The sequence below is a fragment of the Pseudomonas sp. ACN5 genome (genome assembly GCF_002303975.1).
Taxonomy (GTDB): Bacteria; Pseudomonadota; Gammaproteobacteria; order Pseudomonadales; family Pseudomonadaceae; genus Aquipseudomonas; species Aquipseudomonas laurylsulfatiphila.
This window is the reverse complement of sequence record NZ_MRCP01000005.1, coordinates 346,004-364,478: the sequence shown is the minus strand read 5'-3', so window position 1 is coordinate 364,478 and position 18,475 is coordinate 346,004. Positions and strand designations below refer to the sequence as shown.

16 protein-coding genes and 1 pseudogene are annotated in these 18,475 nt (G+C 57.8%); 11 read left to right on the top strand and 6 right to left on the bottom strand.

The genetic code is table 11. From position 1 onward, the window contains the following. Positions 1-590 precede the first annotated feature (590 nt). Together BSF40_RS12650 and BSF40_RS12645 are read right to left on the bottom strand one after the other, a co-directional pair. Positions 591-2,795 (bottom strand): OsmC domain/YcaO domain-containing protein, encoded by a 2,205-nt coding sequence (locus BSF40_RS12650; RefSeq protein WP_095965372.1) that lies wholly within the window; start codon positions 2,793-2,795, stop codon positions 591-593. A 77-nt stretch (positions 2,796-2,872) separates the two neighbouring features. Beyond that, positions 2,873-3,751, bottom strand: a complete 879-nt coding sequence (locus tag BSF40_RS12645; RefSeq protein WP_007980886.1) for a LysR family transcriptional regulator — start codon at positions 3,749-3,751, stop codon at positions 2,873-2,875. Between the two features lie 100 nt (positions 3,752-3,851). On the opposite strand from BSF40_RS12645, the gene BSF40_RS12640 reads away from it, so the two are divergent. Continuing rightward, positions 3,852-5,243, top strand: coding sequence for an aldehyde dehydrogenase family protein (locus BSF40_RS12640; protein ID WP_095965371.1), 1,392 nt, complete (start codon positions 3,852-3,854; stop codon positions 5,241-5,243). Positions 5,244-5,300: 57 nt separating this feature from the next. On the opposite strand, the gene BSF40_RS12635 is transcribed toward BSF40_RS12640, so the two are convergent. After that, entirely contained in the window at positions 5,301-5,489 is a 189-nt protein-coding gene (locus BSF40_RS12635; RefSeq protein ID WP_095965380.1) for a hypothetical protein, read from the bottom strand. Between the two features lie 349 nt (positions 5,490-5,838). Further along, the gene (locus BSF40_RS12630) at positions 5,839-6,360 is read right to left on the bottom strand and encodes a DUF3016 domain-containing protein (RefSeq protein WP_095965370.1); all 522 of its coding nucleotides are present in this window, start codon (positions 6,358-6,360) and stop codon (positions 5,839-5,841) included. Positions 6,361-6,618: 258 nt separating this feature from the next. Between BSF40_RS12630 and BSF40_RS12625 the strand changes: the two genes are divergently transcribed. From BSF40_RS12625 to BSF40_RS12615, 3 genes are all read left to right on the top strand, one after another. Further along, positions 6,619-6,960 (top strand): hypothetical protein, encoded by a 342-nt coding sequence (locus BSF40_RS12625; RefSeq protein WP_095965369.1) that lies wholly within the window; start codon positions 6,619-6,621, stop codon positions 6,958-6,960. 427 nt (positions 6,961-7,387) lie between these two features. Continuing rightward, entirely contained in the window at positions 7,388-7,825 is a 438-nt protein-coding gene (locus tag BSF40_RS12620; RefSeq protein ID WP_095965379.1) for a DUF6130 family protein, read from the top strand. A gap of 219 nt (positions 7,826-8,044) precedes the next feature. After that, positions 8,045-9,520 carry a DUF1254 domain-containing protein gene (locus BSF40_RS12615; RefSeq protein WP_095965368.1) on the top strand — a complete coding sequence of 492 codons (1,476 nt, stop codon included), beginning with the start codon at positions 8,045-8,047 and terminating at the stop codon, positions 9,518-9,520. Positions 9,521-9,563: 43 nt separating this feature from the next. On the opposite strand, the gene BSF40_RS12610 is transcribed toward BSF40_RS12615, so the two are convergent. Next, positions 9,564-9,743, bottom strand: coding sequence for a hypothetical protein (locus BSF40_RS12610; protein ID WP_041475062.1), 180 nt, complete (start codon positions 9,741-9,743; stop codon positions 9,564-9,566). 401 nt (positions 9,744-10,144) lie between these two features. On the opposite strand from BSF40_RS12610, the pseudogene BSF40_RS33030 reads away from it, so the two are divergent. Next, positions 10,145-10,264, top strand: a pseudogene (locus BSF40_RS33030) (site-specific integrase); the annotation flags it as partial. A gap of 17 nt (positions 10,265-10,281) precedes the next feature. On the opposite strand, the gene BSF40_RS12600 reads toward BSF40_RS33030, so the two are convergent. Continuing rightward, a complete protein-coding gene (locus BSF40_RS12600) occupies positions 10,282-11,217 on the bottom strand; it encodes a helix-turn-helix domain-containing protein (RefSeq protein WP_095965367.1) in 936 nt (311 codons plus the stop codon). A gap of 587 nt (positions 11,218-11,804) precedes the next feature. Between BSF40_RS12600 and BSF40_RS12595 the strand changes: the two genes are divergently transcribed. From BSF40_RS12595 to BSF40_RS12570, 6 genes are all read left to right on the top strand, one after another. Continuing rightward, positions 11,805-12,863, top strand: a complete 1,059-nt coding sequence (locus BSF40_RS12595) for a phenylacetaldoxime dehydratase family protein (protein WP_095965366.1) — start codon at positions 11,805-11,807, stop codon at positions 12,861-12,863. A 130-nt stretch (positions 12,864-12,993) separates the two neighbouring features. Further along, positions 12,994-13,863 (top strand): transporter, encoded by an 870-nt coding sequence (locus BSF40_RS12590; protein ID WP_095965365.1) that lies wholly within the window; start codon positions 12,994-12,996, stop codon positions 13,861-13,863. 210 nt (positions 13,864-14,073) lie between these two features. After that, positions 14,074-15,588 (top strand): amidase, encoded by a 1,515-nt coding sequence (locus BSF40_RS12585; protein ID WP_095965364.1) that lies wholly within the window; start codon positions 14,074-14,076, stop codon positions 15,586-15,588. Positions 15,589-15,680: 92 nt separating this feature from the next. Further along, positions 15,681-16,280: a nitrile hydratase subunit alpha gene (gene nthA, locus BSF40_RS12580; RefSeq protein WP_007975717.1), complete on the top strand. Its 600-nt coding sequence runs from the start codon at positions 15,681-15,683 to the stop codon at positions 16,278-16,280. A 42-nt stretch (positions 16,281-16,322) separates the two neighbouring features. Beyond that, positions 16,323-16,985, top strand: coding sequence for a nitrile hydratase subunit beta (nthB, locus tag BSF40_RS12575; RefSeq protein WP_095965363.1), 663 nt, complete (start codon positions 16,323-16,325; stop codon positions 16,983-16,985). Further along, positions 16,982-18,205, top strand: a complete 1,224-nt coding sequence (locus tag BSF40_RS12570) for a GTP-binding protein (protein ID WP_095965362.1) — start codon at positions 16,982-16,984, stop codon at positions 18,203-18,205. Before nthB ends, BSF40_RS12570 begins: the two co-directional genes overlap by 4 nt. Positions 18,206-18,475: the final 270 nt, after the last annotated feature.

The window sequence follows — 18,475 nt, the reverse complement described above, 5'->3', positions numbered from 1 at the left end:
AGTCTGACTCCACAAGCACCCACACGAATTGCTTGATTCAGTTGTTAAAGAGCGGTTGGTTAAGATCTTTCGTCTCAACCGAGGCGCGCATTCTACAGCAGCCTCATTTGCTGTCAAGTGATTTTTTAAGAAGTTTTCAAGGAATCCTTAGCAACTTCAACCACTTGCGCTTTCGATCTCTCGTCAGCGGGAGGCGAATTCTACAGCGTTACTCGCTGCTGTCAACACCTCTTTTTCAACTTCCTTTCGACTTCGATGAACTGAAGCAATCTGCCGCCGAAAATCGCATAACTCTTTGTTTATCAAGGAGTTTTCCGTTTCGACTGCGCCGGAAGTGGGGCGAATTATAGACATCTGAAATCAGCCGTCAAGCACTGATTCAGGTTTTCTATCAATAACTTACAGAAGGCGCTAAAACGCCCCGAAGGAAGCCTGAAAGGAGTGGAAAAATGCGCCCTCTATATAGAAGAGCTTCCTCAACGCCAGCCGCTGCCCAGGTCATGGCCGAATAGCGAGCCCACCGCACACGGAAAATTGTGCTGGCCATCAAAAAACAAAAAAGCACCCAAGGTGCTTTTTTGTCAGCGCTTTCAGCTGAATAACGTCGCCACCCCGGCCCGCGCCGTATGTAGCTTCTTATAGCTGTCGATCAGACGAAGGTGCCTGTCGAGGCCTTCCAGCTTCATGCTCGTCGGTGCCAGACCGTAGAAACGTACGCTGCCATCGACCGACCCTATCGCCGCATCCATCCGCTCGTCACCGAACATCCGGCGGAAGTTGACCTCGTAGTCGCTCAGTTCCAGATCATCGTCCAGCTGCATTTCCAGCACGACGTTCACCGCTTGATAAAACAGGCCGCGTTCGACGGTGTTGTCGTTGTACTGCAAGAAGGCTTCCACCAGATCCTTGGCCTGATCAAACTTCTGCAAGGCAAGATAAATCAGCAGCCTCAGCTCCAGGATCGTCAGCTTGCCCCAGGGCGTGTTGTCGTCGAATTCGATGCCGATCAGGGTGGTGATGTCGGTGTAATCATCCAGCTCGCTGCTTTCCAGCCCCTGGGCCAGCGATCGCAGGCCGACTTTGCTCAGGCTGTGCAGATTCAGGATGTCGGCGCGGAACTGCAGCGCCTTGTTGGTGTTATCCCAGATCAAATCTTCGACCGGATAAATTTCCGAGTAATCCGGCACCAGAATGCGGCAGGCCTTGGCGCCGATATGCTCATAGACCGCCATGTACACTTCTTTGCCCATGTCTTCGAGAATGCCGAACAAGGTCGCGGCCTCTTCGGCATTGGAGTTTTCGCCTTGACCGGAGAAATCCCACTCAACGAATTCGAAGTCCGGCCTGGCACTGAAGAAGCGCCACGAGACCACACCGCTGGAGTCGATAAAGTGCTCGACGAAATTGTTCGGCTCAGTCACCGCCTGCCCTTCGAAGGTCGGCTGCGGCAGATCATTCAGGCCTTCAAAACTGCGGCCCTGCAGCAGTTCCGTCAAGCTGCGTTCCAGCGCCACTTCCAGGCTTGGGTGCGCGCCGAACGAGGCAAATACGCCACCGGTACGCGGGTTCATCAAGGTGACGCACATCACCGGGAACTCCCCGCCCAGCGACGCATCCTTGACCAGCACCGGGAAGCCCTGCTCTTCCAGGGCCTGGATACCGGCCAGGATGCCCGGGTATTTCGCCAGCACTTCCTGCGGCACATCCGGCAGGGCCATTTCGCCTTCAAGGATTTCGCGCTTGACCGCGCGCTCGAAAATCTCCGACAGGCACTGCACCTGCGCTTCGGCCAGCGTGTTGCCGGCGCTCATGCCATTGCTCAGGAACAGGTTTTCGATCAGGTTGGACGGGAAGTACACCACCTCATTGTCCGACTGGCGCACGAACGGTAGCGAACATATGCCGCGCTGGGTGTTGCCGGAGTTGGTGTCGTACAGATGCGAACCACGCAACTCGCCATCCCGGTCGTAAACCTTCAGGCAGTACTCGTCGAGGATTTCAGTCGGCAGTTCGTCCTTCGGGCCCGGCTTGAACCAGCGCTCGTCCGGGTAATGCACAAACGCTGCGTTGGCGATGTCCTCCCCCCAGAACTGATCGTTATAGAAGAAGTTGCAGTTGAGCCGCTCGATAAACTCGCCCAACGCCGATGCCAGCGCGCCTTCCTTGGTCGCGCCTTTGCCATTGGTAAAACACATCGGCGAGTGCGCATCGCGGATGTGCAGCGACCACACATTGGGGACGATGTTGCGCCAGGAGGCGATTTCAATCTTCATGCCCAGGTCGGCCAGGATGCCCGACATGTTGGCGATGGTTTGCTCCAGCGGCAGGTCCTTGCCCGCAATGTAGGTGCCCGCCTCGGAGGTCGAGTGCGGCATCAGCAGCGCCTGGGCATCGGCGTCGAGGTTTTCGACCTCTTCAATCACGAACTCAGGCCCGGTTTGCACCACCTTCTTTACCGTGCAGCGGTCAATGGAGCGCAAGATCCCCTGGCGGTCCTTGGCGGAGATGTCCGCCGGCAATTCGACCTGAATCTTGAAAATCTGGTTGTAGCGGTTTTCCGGGTCAACGATGTTGTTCTGCGACAGGCGGATATTTTCGGTGGGGATGTTGCGAGTCTCGCAATACAACTTCACGAAGTACGCCGCACACAACGCCGACGAAGCCAGGAAATAATCGAACGGCCCCGGCGCCGAGCCATCACCCTTGTAGCGAATGGGTTGATCGGCGATCACCGTGAAGTCGTCGAACTTGGCCTCAAGTCGAAGGTTGTCGAGAAAGTTGACCTTGATTTCCATGTGCGATTACCAGAATAACGAGCTAAACGATTTGGCCGCCATTATCCGGTTTTTCAGCGCAGACCGTTAACTTTCCACTATTTATCGATCAACGCGACACCACGCTCCTCCAGCAGGCGCACAAACATCGTGAGGCTCTGCGACACCGTCCCCCTGCGCCACACCAGCCAGGTACGCAGATAGCGGAACGACTCCGACAACGGCCAGACGCTGACCGTCGTACACCCCGGCATGCTTTCGAGCATGCTGCGTGGCATCAGCGCCAGGCCGGCCCCGGCGCTGACGCAGGCCAGCATGCCGTGATAGGACTCCATTTCGAATATCTTGCCGGGCACCGCCGCGCCATTGGCAAACCAGCTTTCGAAATGATGGCGATAGGAGCAGTTGGAGCGGAAGGCATAGATGTTTTCGCCATTCACATCCTTGGCCCGATGAATCGGCTCATGATTGAGCGGTGCGATCAGGACCATCTCCTCCTCGAACGCCGGTACGCCTTCCAGCGCCGGATGCAACACCGGCCCATCGACAAATGCCGCGGCCAGCCGCCCCGACAGCACCCCGTCGATCATGGTCCCGGAGGGACCAGTGGACAGGTCCAGTTCGACCTTCGCGTGTTTCTGGTTATAGGCAGCCAATAGCTCCGGAATTCGTACCGCTGCAGTGCTTTCCAGCGAACCCAGGGCGAAGGCGCCTTGCGGCTCTTCACCCGCTACGGTGGCCCGCGCCTCCTGAACCAGGTCGAGAATGCGTCGAGCGTAATCCAGGAAACTCCAGCCGGCTGGCGACAAGCGCAGGCGACTCTTCTCGCGGATAAACAGATCCACACCCAGGTCCTGCTCGAGCTGCTTGATTCGGGTCGTGAGGTTCGATGGCACCCGGTGGATATGCTGGGCGGCAACGCTGATGCTGCCGTGCTCGGCGACAGCCTTGAAAATTTCGAGCTGGACCAGATCCAAGTCATTCTCCAAACGTGAACGTTATGCTCAGTATTATTCAGTTTCCATAAAACATATACCCCCATAACCTGAGCACATTCCTACCTAGCAGGACGGTGCCATGACCCACGTATCCAGCCTTACCCATGCCATTTCGATCAACCCGACCACGGGCGAGCAGATCGGCCAGTACCCTTTCGAATCCGATTCGGCATTACAGGCCGCGCTGGCGCGGGCCACTACCGGGTTTCGAGCCTGGCGCAGCAAACCGGTAGAGCAACGCGCGCAGCTGTTGATCAACCTCGGCCAGGCCTTGCGCAACAATGCAGAGGCCATGGCCAACATGATCACCCTGGAAATGGGCAAGCCGATGACTCAGGCCCGTGGCGAAATTGAAAAATGCGCGCAGCTCTGCGAGTGGTACGCCGAACAGGGTCCCGCCATGCTCAGCGCAGAACCGACCCAGGTTGAAGGCGGCAAGGCACGCATTGAATATCGCCCGCTCGGCCCGATTCTCGCCGTGATGCCGTGGAACTTCCCCATCTGGCAAGTGCTGCGCGGCGCGGTCCCCACCCTGCTCGCCGGCAATACCTTCGTGCTCAAGCACGCGCCCAACGTCATGGGCAGCGCCTACCTGCTGCTGGAAGCCTTCAAGCAGGCGGATTTTCCTGAAGGTGTCTTCGAGGTCATCAACGTCACCCCGGACGGTGTATCCAAGGCGATCGCCGATCCACGCATCGCGGCTGTCACCCTCACCGGCAGCGTGCGGGCGGGCATGGCCATCGGTGCCCAGGCCGGAGCCGCGCTGAAGAAATGCGTATTGGAACTGGGCGGCTCCGACCCGTTTATCGTGCTCGACGACGCGGACCTCGATGAAGCGGTCAAAGCCGCCGTGATCGGGCGCTATCAAAACACCGGACAAGTCTGCGCCGCTGCCAAACGCCTGATTGTCGAGCAAGGCATTGCAGAGGAATTTACCCGCAAGTTCGTCGAGGCCACCCAACGACTGGTCGTCGGTGATCCACTCGCCAGCACCACTTACATCGGCCCGATGGCGCGCTTCGATCTGCGCGACGAACTGGACCAACAGGTGCGCGACACACTGGAAGAAGGCGCGACCTTGCTGCTGGGTGGAAAGAAGGTCGAAGGCGCCGGCAACTACTACGAACCCACTGTACTGGGCGACGTGACCGATCAGATGACATCCTTCAGACAGGAACTGTTTGGTCCCGTGGCTTCAATCATTACGGCCCGAGACGCCGCCCATGCGCTGGCGCTGGCCAATGACAGCGAGTTCGGCCTCACCGCCACTATTTATACGCGCAATGGCGAACTCGCCCGGCAGATGGCTGGCCAACTTGAAACCGGCGGCGTGTTCATCAACGGCTATAGCGCCAGCGATCCGCGCGTGAGTTTTGGTGGCGTGAAGAAGAGTGGCTTTGGCCGGGAACTCTCGCATTTCGGGGTGCGCGAATTCTGTAATGCTCAGACGGTTTGGCTGGATCGGCGTTAAGGGCAATGCAGTGCTTCGAACTGGCTCAATCTGGCTCAACGAACGCAGCGCAAGCAGTCAGCCTGACATCGCGATCCTCAGCGCCACTGCTGCTTCAAGCAGCTTGTTCGCCTGGGTCGAGACGGCTGCAGCCATTTCTTCATCCCCTGCTTCTCTGAGCGTTGCAGCCAGATCGAGCAACTTCCCCACCTCGGCCTCGACAGTGCGGACGGATTCGCCTATTTGGTACTTAAGTGAATGAGCCATCTCGATCAGACCTCGGACCGGATTAAAGACAAATCCCACCTGGGCGAATGCTCAAGTCATTGAGTTGCGTTTCACTGACCGCCATTCGATTGCCCCAAAACCATTGTGGAGTACTGAGCAGAGAGTATCGAAAGTTTTGATGTCGTGTCGTACTCCAGTAGCACTTGGCCCAACGGTTACGCCACGGTATTTCGTATTCAGCTGTCACACCTTCGTCACACCGATTAAGCACAATACGGACAGCCAAAGGGATTTGGCCCATCTACAGAAAGCCCGGCCCGACGCCGGGCTTTTTACTTTCTGGTCCATGTTCCCCAAGCCGGACGACTGATTCAGAGTACAGGGTGGTTCATTTCAACCCACTCTGATGTTGCCCGGCGAATTGTCTCTGGAACCAGTCCGAGAGCATCGCCTTCTCGGAGTAGAGCCTGTCACTCCTGTTCGCACGCCCCGGACGCTGGAGGTAGAGCTGATCCATGACTCTGGCGTCGGCCTGGTTCACGATCTGGCCATTTTGTTTGAGAACGTAATGTAGATCGATGCTCGGCCAGGTAATGTCGCGCATGAAGCGCACCTCATAGGCATTTATCCTCCAGGGTTCGTAACGGCCGGCCAGGTCGATGTTGCGTATTTCAATTTGCAGCTGCTGGTCGGCTGGCAGGTACCGCTCGCCAAGCTTCTGGAGGTAGCTGCGCAGCTCTTTCATGACATAAGGATCGGCCCCACGTTCATAGCCCGGACTGTCCAGGCTGGCATCGCTGAATTTTTCGGGGTTATTGAAGACGACTTCGACCGAAGACGCTGCGGTGGCCAGTGGCACCATGAACAGCGCCAGCAGTGCGATCGAGGAGCAAAGGGTTATTGGGCGCATGGCATCACCTCCGGGTGCAACGCATTTTCAATGCATGCTGCACCCTGTTCAGTTTACGCCTGAAGTGCATGCCCGCTGCGTGTGTTTCCAGCTCCTAATGGTCGATGCGCCTGTCATAGGCCGTGCGCAGGCGATCCTGGCGCGCGCAACCTGACTCAACGGCAACACGCTCCATGACCTTAGGATGAGCTGAAGACTTCACCCGTAACGCGCCTACACTAAAAGGCACAGCGATTGAGAGGACATGGAGCTCCACGCATGCGCCCTAGCGCCCTTGTGATACTCCTCATCAGCTATGGCGTGCTGATGGTGGTTTTTTTCAAGCTAAATGCTCGAAACAATCGACGCCGCAGAGAAGGTCTTTACGAAGCCTTTGATACTGCAATGCGACAGCATGGGATCAAGTCTTTCGAGATACTCAAGGAAAGTATTCATATCGGTAACAACTATCGGCCATCAGAACTGTACCGGATACTGTTAGTCGATTCAGGGCACTACTTTCTTTACTTGCACGCCAGTAACGCGCAGCCAACTTTAATGCCGCTGACCGAAGAGCGAGCGTTACAAGCTGCACAGGGGGAGATGGGAATCCAGGCATAGACCATCGCAACCGCCGCCACCAGGGACCATGAAGAAGCGGAGCTAGCCCCGTCCTACTCAGCCGACTCAAGCAGAAGGGATGGTGGTTAAAACAACTCGTACCAAAACAGAATCATGCTCGTAGCCAAGCCGCTGGTAACGATCCCGATTCCAAACATGACGCCCAGAAGCAGAGTTTTTGCCCACATGGCTCGAATCTCCGGATACCGCATTCAATGAATGCTTCAGTATCAGCACCCGAGCAAAATCCAAGCCATTTGGCACAGGTAAAGCCCGGGCCCAGCGATTGCACTGAAAAAGGTCTATTCGGGTCGTGAAACATTCCCCAACAAGGGGTTCGCTTACCCTACATTTTGGGCTGAAACACCCAATGACTGGGGCTCGGTTTGATCTAGGCTTGAATGAGATCACGCGGGAGAAAAACACCATGTCCCTCTCTCTCAGAAATCCATTGGCCTTTGCTTTGGCGGTGTTCTTTTGCACAGCCGCGCGCGGTGAAGGAGCCACAGACACCTACCACCCACCGGCAATACTTCCCCTGGAATCCGAGACGGCGCCAAGACTCATTGCCGAGTCGCCGCTTGCCGAGCCCCTTGCCCGCGGAGTCGTCATTATCCAATACCGCACAGAGCACGCGAGGATCATGCCGGTATTTGGTAAAGCGGCGGCTGATGTATCACCCCGCCTCGGGCACCTTCACGTGACCGTCGACGACTGGAAAGGTACATGGGCACACACCAGTGAAGACCCGATTATCCTGGTCGGACTGACCCCTGGCACTCACCAGGTTCTTCTTGAAGTGGCCGACCCGACTCACAAGATCCTTACCAGTACGACAGTGCGTTTCATCGTTCCGGAAAAGTAACCCGCTGACGCCCCTCATTAGTCGCCACTTCGCTTCAGTTGTCTGCTTGCCGCAATCGAAGAAGTTTGCCTCCGATATTGGCTGCCCCCCAGTCAATAGCGGAGGTTTGCTTAATGGCCTACGCTCAGATTCGGCAGTAAACCAGCTGGAGTCTCGACGTGTTCAATCGCTGATCAAGACATCCAGGGCAGAGAGGATTTTGGTCAGGAGCGACAAAGGATGAAACCGGAATATTCATGCATCAAATGGATAGCCATCGCTGCCGTTTCGGTGGCGCTTGTATCAGGCTGTGCCAGCAAGAATGACCCCGTGGCCCAGGCCGAGAAAGCCGATGCAGCCAAGGGCATCGCCGCGCCCAGCCTCACGGAAACGAAGGCCATCGCCGAGGAAGCCTTCATCTACGGACTGCCGATCGTAATGAACTATGCGGTCATGTATGAGTACGCCGTGGACAAAAGCGGCCCGCAGTTCAAGGCCCCCTTCAACCAGATCAAGAACGAACCCCGTGTCTTCACTTACCAGGATACGGCCATCGTCACGCCCAACAGCGATACGCCCTATTCGTTCCTCTGGCTGGATCTGCGCGCCGAGCCCATGGTGCTCACGGTACCTGCAGTGGAAAAGAAACGTTATTACTCGGTGCAACTGATCGACGGCAACACCTACAACTACGGCTACATCGGCAGCCGCACCACGGGGAACGGCCCGGGTAACTACATGGTGGTCGGGCCTGACTGGAAGGGCTCCATGCCACCCGGCATCAGCAAAGTCTTCTATTCGACAACGCCCTTCACGGTGGCCGGCTACCGAACCCAGCTCTTCAATCCCAAGGACATGCCGAATGTGATCAAGGTGCAGTCCGGCTACAAAGCCCAGCCGCTGTCGGCGTTCTTGAAGCAACCGGCGGCGCCTGCTTCGCCGGTTATCAATTTCCCTCCAGGCACCACCGCGGGGATCAAGGAGAACTTCTTCGAGTATCTTGACGCCGCACTCCAGTACGTACCGCCAACACCGGAAGACCGGGAAATTCGGGCGCGAATCGCGAAAATCGGCATTGGACCGGGCAAGAGCTTCAAGCTCCAGGACCTCTCGCTCGAGCACAAGGCCGCTGTCCTGCTGGGCATGAAGGAAGGTGACGAGAAGGTGGACAAGTGGTTGTCCGGCGGACTCAAGAACGTCAATGGCTGGGGCATCGGCTCGTACTTTGGCGACCGCCATTTCTACAATGGCGACTGGTTGAAGCGCGCGGGCGCGGCCAAAGGTGGCATTTACGGCAACGATGCCGTCGAAGCCACTTACCCCATCACCCGCACAACCGCGACCGGCGAGCCACTGGATGGCAGCAAGCATAACTACACACTCACCTTCCCCGCGGGGCAACTACCTCCAGTGAACGCCTTCTGGTCGGTGACCCTGTACGACGGCAAGACACAGCTCCTTATCAAGAACCCGATCGACCGCTATCTACTGAACTCGCCCATGCTGCCTGGCATGAAGAAGAATGCCGACGGGTCGCTGACCCTCTACATCCAACGGAACTCGCCCGGCAAGGCGCTGGAAAGCAATTGGCTGCCAGCCCCCGACGGCCCGATTTACCTGGTGATGCGCCTCTATTGGCCCAAGGAGACACCGCCTTCAGTCCTGCCGGCTGGCGAAGGCACCTGGAAGCCAGCAGGCATCGTGGTATCGAAATAGAACCCGCGCCAGATCGCGCAGCCCCCCGGCATTTGTCGGGGGTTTACCGTTCCAATACAAGCCGGTCTTCGCTGACAGGCAACAGGTGCGGTGCATTTATCCGGCCTTCCAATCTGCTCACGAACGCCAAGGCTTCGGCATAGCTGCGAAACTTGACGCACCAGGCGTTCATCCAGACATTCCAGTCTTGCGGTGTCCTCGCTTTTTCGATTCTTATCAGCATCCTGGCATCCTCCTTTTTGCGGTTTAACTCAGTCTCTAACCTGGAAAAACCGAAATGCGGTGTGTGAACTTTCGTCTGCGTGTCCCGGCTGAAGGCGTGGGGAAAACAGTACACAACGTGAGGAGGAGCAGACTCTACAGATGCGGATTTGGCGGCATTAGAAGCTTGCGTCAAAGCGAACTGCAGGACCTGCCTTTGCTTACCTTCCTCGAGGCGCATTTAAAACGGCTGAAGGGGGGATTAGAAAATCAATAATCATCAAAAATATGTCTATGGGAGCCTTGGCGGGACTTGCAGGGACAAGCTGGGGGGCAAGGTGATCACGCAAGTGCTTATCGGAAAACAGAGCGTGGTGTTTGATCGTATCGAGCTGGATGAGTGGGCGGACGCCCACAGCATGGTCAGAGGACTGGTTTTTTCCGTACAACGGCGATGCGATGCACCGAGTGAATGATTCGGCCTGGAAGAAAGCGCGGGTGAGAGCGGCGAATCTCTGGCGGGAGGAAAACCTTCGCCCCGCTATGGCGAGCGACCTTGCTCAATTGCGGCGCAAGAGTGTATGAGGAGCCATACCAAAAGCCTTGCGAAAAGCATGACTGTAATGGGAAAAATCGGAGAATCCGAAATCCAGTGCAGCTTGAGAAATGCTGCGTACCTGACCGCGTTCTATAGCCTCACGACTGGCGATCAGGCGCTCCTTCCAGATCTCTGCGACTGGCGATTTCTGGTAACGGGCGAACGCGCGCGTGACGGTTCGCGTGGACACATAATGCACTCGAGCAATGCGTTCGATCGACAGGTCCGGATCGGTCAGATGCTGGTGGATGTAGTTCATGATCCGACCATAAAGATCCAGCTCGTCGTGGGTCGTCTTCAAATCCTGGAGTTCCAGGCTAATCGCGAGCAGGTCAAGCAAGGTGTTGGAAAAGCGGCTGGATAGCCCCTCATCTTGAAAACTCGCAGGAATGCTCGCCGCTTGATGCAACATCTCGCGCAACGGAATCACCCCTGGACGGCGATCGTCCAAAACTACGGCGGTGCAACCTGCTACGCCTGGCAACCGTTGGCTGAGCAACTGTCGCGGAATGCGGACCAGGTGGTTCTCGGTACCACCCAGACTGAATCGGAACGTTTGGGATGCGTCATAAAGAAACAAACTATCCGCCGCCAGCGTTGCCTTGCGCCCTGCCTGCTCCAGTTCACCAAAGCCTCGCCGGGTGAAACCCAGCCACAGATCCTCGTCCGGACCGCTGCGCAAGTGCCGGGGGGCGCGCTCCCAATAATGCAGTGGCGAGGACAGCGTACAGATGTCCAGCGGCCCCATGCCGTGCACCTCCAGCACCCCGTCGAAATCGCTCTGCACCAACGGTTTGCTGTCCGCCGCCAGGCAATGACGGCAGACCACTTCTTTCCAGTAATCAAAGCGACGTGGAGCCGCAACGGCGAGAGTTGAATACTGATTGCTATGGCTCATGGCATTCACCTCACGGCGGCGACTGAACAATAAGGGCGACGGTAACGTTGATTCCCTGCTTAGCAAATAGCAGGCCACTCCCCCTCTCGGGTTGCCACCGTTGTGTGCGCCTGAAATGCCAGACGCTCGCATGCTCGGGATAGAGGCTGCGCGCGCGAATCCCGCTAACGCTTCACACGGATGACGCCTGCCCGTTATCGATGCATGCATTCGCCACCTGACGGAGTGCGCGCCCCCATTCAGCGCATCGTATTCCTGTTTTCAGAGCCTGTCCTTTCTAGCCAAACGGTTGTCCGTACGAGCCAAGCGTACTGCGCCGTCCCCGCCTAACTTCTACCCCACACCGTGCCCCTCCAACCACAACTGATGAGGTGTCCCATGCATCTACCAGAGCAGCAGCGACAGTCCGATTCATCCTGGCTTTTGCAGAGGCGCGACTTGGCACCTGAAGAGTTCGCCACCTACCTGTTAGAGCTGGGGACTCTGGCGCTGCGGCGTCGACTGGTTGCGCCAACCTCCAGGTACCCGCGCCCGTCGAAACGTTGAACAGATAACCGCCTACCAACAAAAAAACCAAGGAGCCCACCATGGAATCTGCGATCGATAAGCACCTCAAATGCCCACGGACGTTGTCTCGTCGCGTCCCCGATGAATACCAACCCCCCTTCCCCATGTGGGTCGCACGCGCCGATGAGCGTGTGGAACAAGTGGTGATGGGGTATTGGGGTGTGCAATACCGCGGGGAGGATCAGCGTGAAGCAGCTCTGCACGCGATGCGCCACATTGCCGCCAGCCTGAGTTTGCCCGATGGCCCTCTGAGCCATGACCTGACCCACCACACCGACAACAGCGGTTACGACAACCTGATGATCGTCGGTTACTGGAAAGACCCCGCCGCATATTGCCGTTGGCTGCGCACGCCTGAGGTAATCGAATGGTGGTCCTCGCAGGATCGCCTGAGCGACGGTCTCGGTTACTTTCGGGAAATTGTCGCGCCGAGGGCCGAGCAGTTCGAGACACTGTATGGCTTTCGCGATGAGTTGCCCGGCGTTGGCGCCGTGATGGACACCATCAGTGACGACATCGAAGAACACGGTTACTGGGGATCGATGCGTGACCGCTTCCCGATTTCCCAGACCGACTGGATGGCTCCTTCCGGTGAACTGACGGTCATCGCCGGCGACCCGGCCACAGGTGGGCGCGTGGTCGTGCAAGGCCACGACAATGTCGCGCTGATCCGCTCCGGCCAGGACTGGGCGGATGCCGGCGAAGAAGAACGATCGCTCTATCTCAACGAAATTCTGCCGACGCTGCAGGCGGGTATGGACTTCCTGCGTGACAATGGCAAGGACCTGGGTTGCTACAGCAATCGCTTCGTGAACTACATCGACCTGGACGGCAACTTTCTGAACCTGAGCTACAACATCGGTCACTGGCGCTCCCTGGAAAAACTCGAGCGCTGGGCCGAATCCCATCCGACCCATCTGCGGATCTTCGTGACCTTCTTTCGCGTGGCCACCAGCCTGTCGAAGCTACGGCTCTATCACGAAGTCTCGGTATCCGACGCCAAGGATCAAGTGTTCGAGTACATCAACTGCCACCCGCAGACCGGCATGTTGCGTGACGCGGTGATCCCTGAAACCTGACATCTGACGCTACCCGGCGTCCATGGGCGGTCTTGATCCGGATTCCGCCCTGACACAGACCTCTCAAACATCTTTTGGCCCTCCATCTCAAGCGGATGGGGTTGGGGGCCTTTTTGTCAGGAAATCGATCATGAAGTTGAGTCACTCTTTACTCGTGCTGTGCATGCTGCCCTTTGTCAAAAGCCAGGCCATCGAGGTAGCTCCCGGTGATTTCGAACCATTGCCGGCTGGCGCCAACGCCTTGTTGCTCTACTACCAGCACGCCGACCGCTCGGATCTGTACCAGAACGGCCACAAGGTCTCCGACGACGCCAGGCTCAGTTCGGACATCGGCATCCTGCGGTATGTGCACGCCATCGGCTTGTCAGAAAACCTCTCATGGGAACCGCAGATTCTGTTGCCTTTCGGCCAGATGAACGCCTCGGGAGATATCGGTGCCTTGGGCGATACCCGCGGCATCGGCGACCCGATCATCACCGCGCCGCTGAAGTGGACGCTGCCCACGGCGAACAAGGACATCTTCGCTTTGGCACCCTACCTGTCCTTTCCGGTGGGGAGCTACGATAAAAACGATGCCCTGAACCTCGGCGAGAACCGCTGGCGCGCCACGCTACAGGCGGCGTACATCCACCATTTCTCCCCGAAATGGGCGCTGGACACGGTGGCTGAAGCCTCATGGGTGTCGACCAACAATGACTTCGGCCCGACCGGGGCGAAGCTGGAAGAAAACACCCGTTACGAGTACCAGACCGCCGTGCGCTACAACTGGACGCCGAGCACCACCTTCGCCGTTGGCGGCGGCTACATCACCGGCTCGGCGACCACCGTCAACGGGGTCGATCAGCACGACGGGGTCTCCACCTCCTATGGGCGTTTCACCGTCACGCACTTCATCGAGCCCACGCTGCAGATTCAGGCCCAGATCGGCACCGACATTGAGGTCGAACAAGGCTTCAAGGAAGGTGCACGCCTGAACCTGCGCGTCTTGAAAGTGTTCTGAGCTCGCCACGCTCGGCAGGTTGTCCTTTTCAACCAAGTGGCTGTCCTTCTCGGCCAAGCAAATGTCGAGAGGGATGCCTAACTTGAACCCTGTTACCCACATCGATTGATGTCGCTCCAGGTACCCGGCGTGAGGTGTTTGCGAACACCATCGAACGCTCCGGTACGGGCTGAACCGTCGTCGATCACAGACAAAAAGAATAGGAAAATCATGGCCATTGTTCGCCCTACCCTCGACCAACTGCAGGACATCGCTGGCCGGCTGAATATGCAGCTGACCCACGAGCAGGCAGCGGAATACCTGGCACTTATGCAGCCAAGTTTCGATGCATATGACCTGGTCGACGAGTTGCCGGACTTCACCCCGCCGGTGCGCTACGACCGCAGTTCGGGCTACCGCCCGTCAAACTCGCAAAACCTGCTCAATGCCTGGTATTACAGGACTGAGGTGAATGGCGCCCGTGAGGGCAAACTTGCTGGCAAGACTGTTGCGCTCAAGGACAACATCTCCCTGGCTGGCGTCCCGATGATGAACGGCGCCGCCCCACTGGAAGGCTTCGTACCGAAATTCGACGCTACCGTGGTGACCCGTTTGCTGGACGACGGGGTCACCATTCTGGGCAAGGCGACCTGTGAACACTACTGCCTCTCCGGTGGCAGCCACACGTCTGATCCAGCGCCCGTACATAACCCGTATCGGCACGGTTTCGCTGCTGGCGGATCCTCCTCGGGCAGCGCTGCGTTAGTAGCAGTCGGCGAGGTGGACCTGGCGGTTGGCGGTGATCAGGGTGGATCCATCCGCATCCCTTCAGCGTTCTGCGGCACCTATGGTATGAAGCCGACTCACGGTTTGGTGCCTTACACCGGCATCATGGCGATCGAAGCCACCATCGACCATGCCGGTCCCATCACCCGCAACGTGCGTGACAACGCACTGATGCTGGAAGTCATGGCCGGTGCCGACGGACTCGACCCTCGCCAGGCCGCTCCTCAGGTCGACGCCTACTGCGATTATCTGGAGCGAGGTGTGAGCGGGCTGCGGATCGGCATCCTGCAGGAAGGCTTTCAGCTGGCCAATCAGGATCCACGTGTTGCCGACAAGGTGCGCAGCGCCATCGCCCGGCTTGAGGTCCTGGGCGCTCGCGTCGAGGAAGTCTCCGTCCCCGAGCACAACCTGGCGGGTTCGCTGTGGCACCCCATCGGCTGCGAAGGCCTGACCATGCAGATGATGCATGGCAATGGCGCAGGCTTTAACTGGAAAGGTCTCTATGACGTCGGCCTGCTGGATAAACAGGCCGGCTGGCGCGACCAAGCGGACGCATTGTCCGCGTCGCTCAAGCTGTGCATGTTCGTCGGCCAATACGGCCTGGAACATTACAACGGTCGCTTCTACGCCAAGGCTCAGAACATCGCACGCTTCGCCCGGGCCGGTTACGACAAGGCACTGGAGACCTATGACCTTCTGGTCATGCCGACCGTGCCGATCATTGCCCAGCCTCACCCAGAACCCGATTGTTCGATCACCGAGTACGTGGCCCGTGCGCTGGAAATGATCGGCAACACCGCGCCGCAGGACATTACTGGCCATCCGGCCATGTCGATCCCGTGTGGTCTGGTGGACGGCCTGCCCGTCGGGCTGATGTTCGTTGGCAAGCACTATGCCGAAGGCACGATTTACCAGGCGGCGGCAGCGTTCGAGGCCACTGTCGACTGGAAGACGTTGTAAGCCCACCTCACCCGACCTCCCGGACATCAATAAAAGACCGGGGGCTGTTCTTCACTTTTTTTGACCGTTTTAAACCGATGAGGAGTTACACCATGAGCGCCACTGTATCCCCAGCATCCACTTCGACGCCCAGCGAACGGGCCTGGGCCTTGTTCAAGGTCATGAAAGACAAAGAGCTGATTCCAGAGGGCTATATCGAACAGCTAACCGAATTGATGGTGCACCAATGGAGTCCGGAAAACGGCGCCCGTGTAGTCGCCAAGGCGTGGGTCGATCCGCAGTTCCGGGAGCTGTTGCTCAAAGACGGCACCGCAGCGTGTGCGCAGTTCGGTTTCACCGGTCCGCAAGGCGAATACATCGTCGCCCTGGAGGATTTGCCCCAGCTGAAAAATGTCATCGTCTGCAGCCTGTGCTCCTGCACCAACTGGCCGGTCCTGGGGTTGCCGCCGGAGTGGTACAAGGGTTTTGAGTTCCGGGCACGCCTGGTTCGTGAAGGACGCACCGTGCTGCGTGAGATGGGCACAGAGTTACCAAGCGATGTGGTCGTCAAAGTCTGGGATACCAGCGCAGAAAGCCGCTACCTGGTCTTGCCCTTAAGGCCCGAAGGCTCCGAGCACATGAGTGAAGAAGAGCTTCAGAAACTGGTGACCAAGGATGTGCTGATCGGGGTTGCCCTGCCCCGCGTACGTTGACCCAAAAGACTCTTCATCTACTAATTTTCGGAGGTTTTCATTATGGATGGCTTTCACGATCTCGGCGGTTTTCAAGGCTTTGGCAAGGTTCCCCATGTCATCAATAGCCAGGATTACAAGCAAGTATTCAAACAGGAATGGGAGCACCTGGCTTATAGCCTGATGTTTATCGGCGCCGACCAGTTGAAAAAATTCAGCGTCGACGAAATCCGTCACGCCGTCGAACGACTTGATGTCCGCCAGCACGTTGGCACGCAATATTACGAACGCTACGTCATTGCCACGGCCACCTTGCTGGTCGAAACCGGCGTTATTACCCAGGACGAACTCGATCAGGCGCTGGGTTCACCCTTCAAATTGGCCAACCCTTCCCACGACAAGGGCCGCCCCGCCATCACTGGCCGTCCGCCATTTGAAGTTGGCGACCGGGTAGTGGTTCGCGACGAATACGTGGCCGGCCACATACGCATGCCGGCCTATGTACGCGGCAAGGAAGGTATCGTCCGACACCGCACCTCGGAAAAATGGCCGTTCCCGGATGCCATCGGTCACGGCGATTTGAGCGCGGCGCATCAGCCGACCTATCACGTTGAATTCCAGGTAAAGGACCTGTGGGGTGATGCCGCGGACGATGGCCTGGTGGTCGTCGACCTGTTCGAAAGCTACCTGGACAAGGCCGTCGACGCGAAAACGGTGGCCGCATGATTGACGGGGCCCTATCGGGCCGGTTGCCGGTGACGGTCCTTTCGGGCTTCCTCGGCTCCGGCAAGACGACCCTGCTCAACCACATCCTGCGCAACCGCGCAGGCATGCGGGTGGCAGTCATCGTCAACGACATGAGCGAAGTCAACATCGACGCCGAGGACGTGGCACGCAACGTGTCGCTGCACCGCGGCAGCGATGAACTGGTCGAAATGAGCAACGGCTGCATCTGCTGCACGCTACGCGCTGATCTGCTTGAGCAGATCAGCCTGCTGGCGCGTCAGCAGCGCTTCGATTACCTGCTGATCGAGTCCACCGGAATCTCCGAACCGATGCCGGTCGCCGAGACCTTCGCCTTCCTCGACTCGCAAGGTTTCAGTCTGAGCGAACTGGCGCGGCTCGACACCTTGGTCACCGTTGTCGATGGCAGCAACTTCCAGGCGCTGCTGAACTCGCGGGACACGGTCGGCGACGAGGACGAAACGGGCACGCCATTACGCCACTTGTCCGACCTGCTGATCGAACAGGTGGAGTACGCCAACGTCATCCTCGTCAGTCGGCTGGACCTGATAGGCGAAAAAGGCTTTCTGGAGCTGAGCGCCGTTCTCGCGGGCCTCAATCCGCAGGCCGAAATTCTGCCCATGACCTACGGTGCCGTCGATCTGTCGAAGATCCTCGACACCGGTCGCTTCGATTTGCCGAGTCTGGTGCAGTCACCCGGCTGGATGAAAAGCCTGGAATCGAGTGACGATCGTCCTCCCGAGTCGGACACCTATGGAATTGCTTCGTGGGTGTATCAGGAGCGTGCGCCATTCCATCCGCAACGTCTGCTGGAGTTCCTGCAGCGGCCGTGGCAAAACGGGCGACTACTGCGTTGCAAAGGCTACTTCTGGGTTGCCAGTCGGCATCTGGACATTGGCATGCTGGTGCAAAGTGGCGGGCAATTTCGTTGGGACTATGTCGGACGCTGGTGGACATTCATTGCGCAATCGCAATGGCCTCAGGATGACTATCGCCGCGAAGGGATAATGGCCAAATGGGACGAGATCACCGGGGATTGCCGACAGGAAATAGTCTTCATCGGCCAGGGTATCGACCTGGATATTTTGAAGCGGCAATTGGACGCCTGTCTGCTGACCCCGCAAGAGATCATGGAAGGTCCACACAAGTGGCCAACCTTGCCAGGCGCAACAACCTTCGACCTCAAGGCATTGTCACCCTGATCGCTCGACAACCCGCCTGTCAATGCACAGCCATAGCGAGGCCTCACTAGCCTCGTTATGACCTGTGAGCGATTCGTCACGGCTTCCCCCAGAGTGTACGCGCGAGGATATCTCGATCTTTTTCAGTATCGGTCATATGTTTCACCGGGCGTAAAAAAGCCCGCTCTTGGCAGGTCTGGGGCATACCTCAGCTACTTGTTTACTCAGCACAGATTTTTAAAAAAAAAGAATCGCTCCAGGACGTACTTTTGACGCCTGAAATCGATAGTT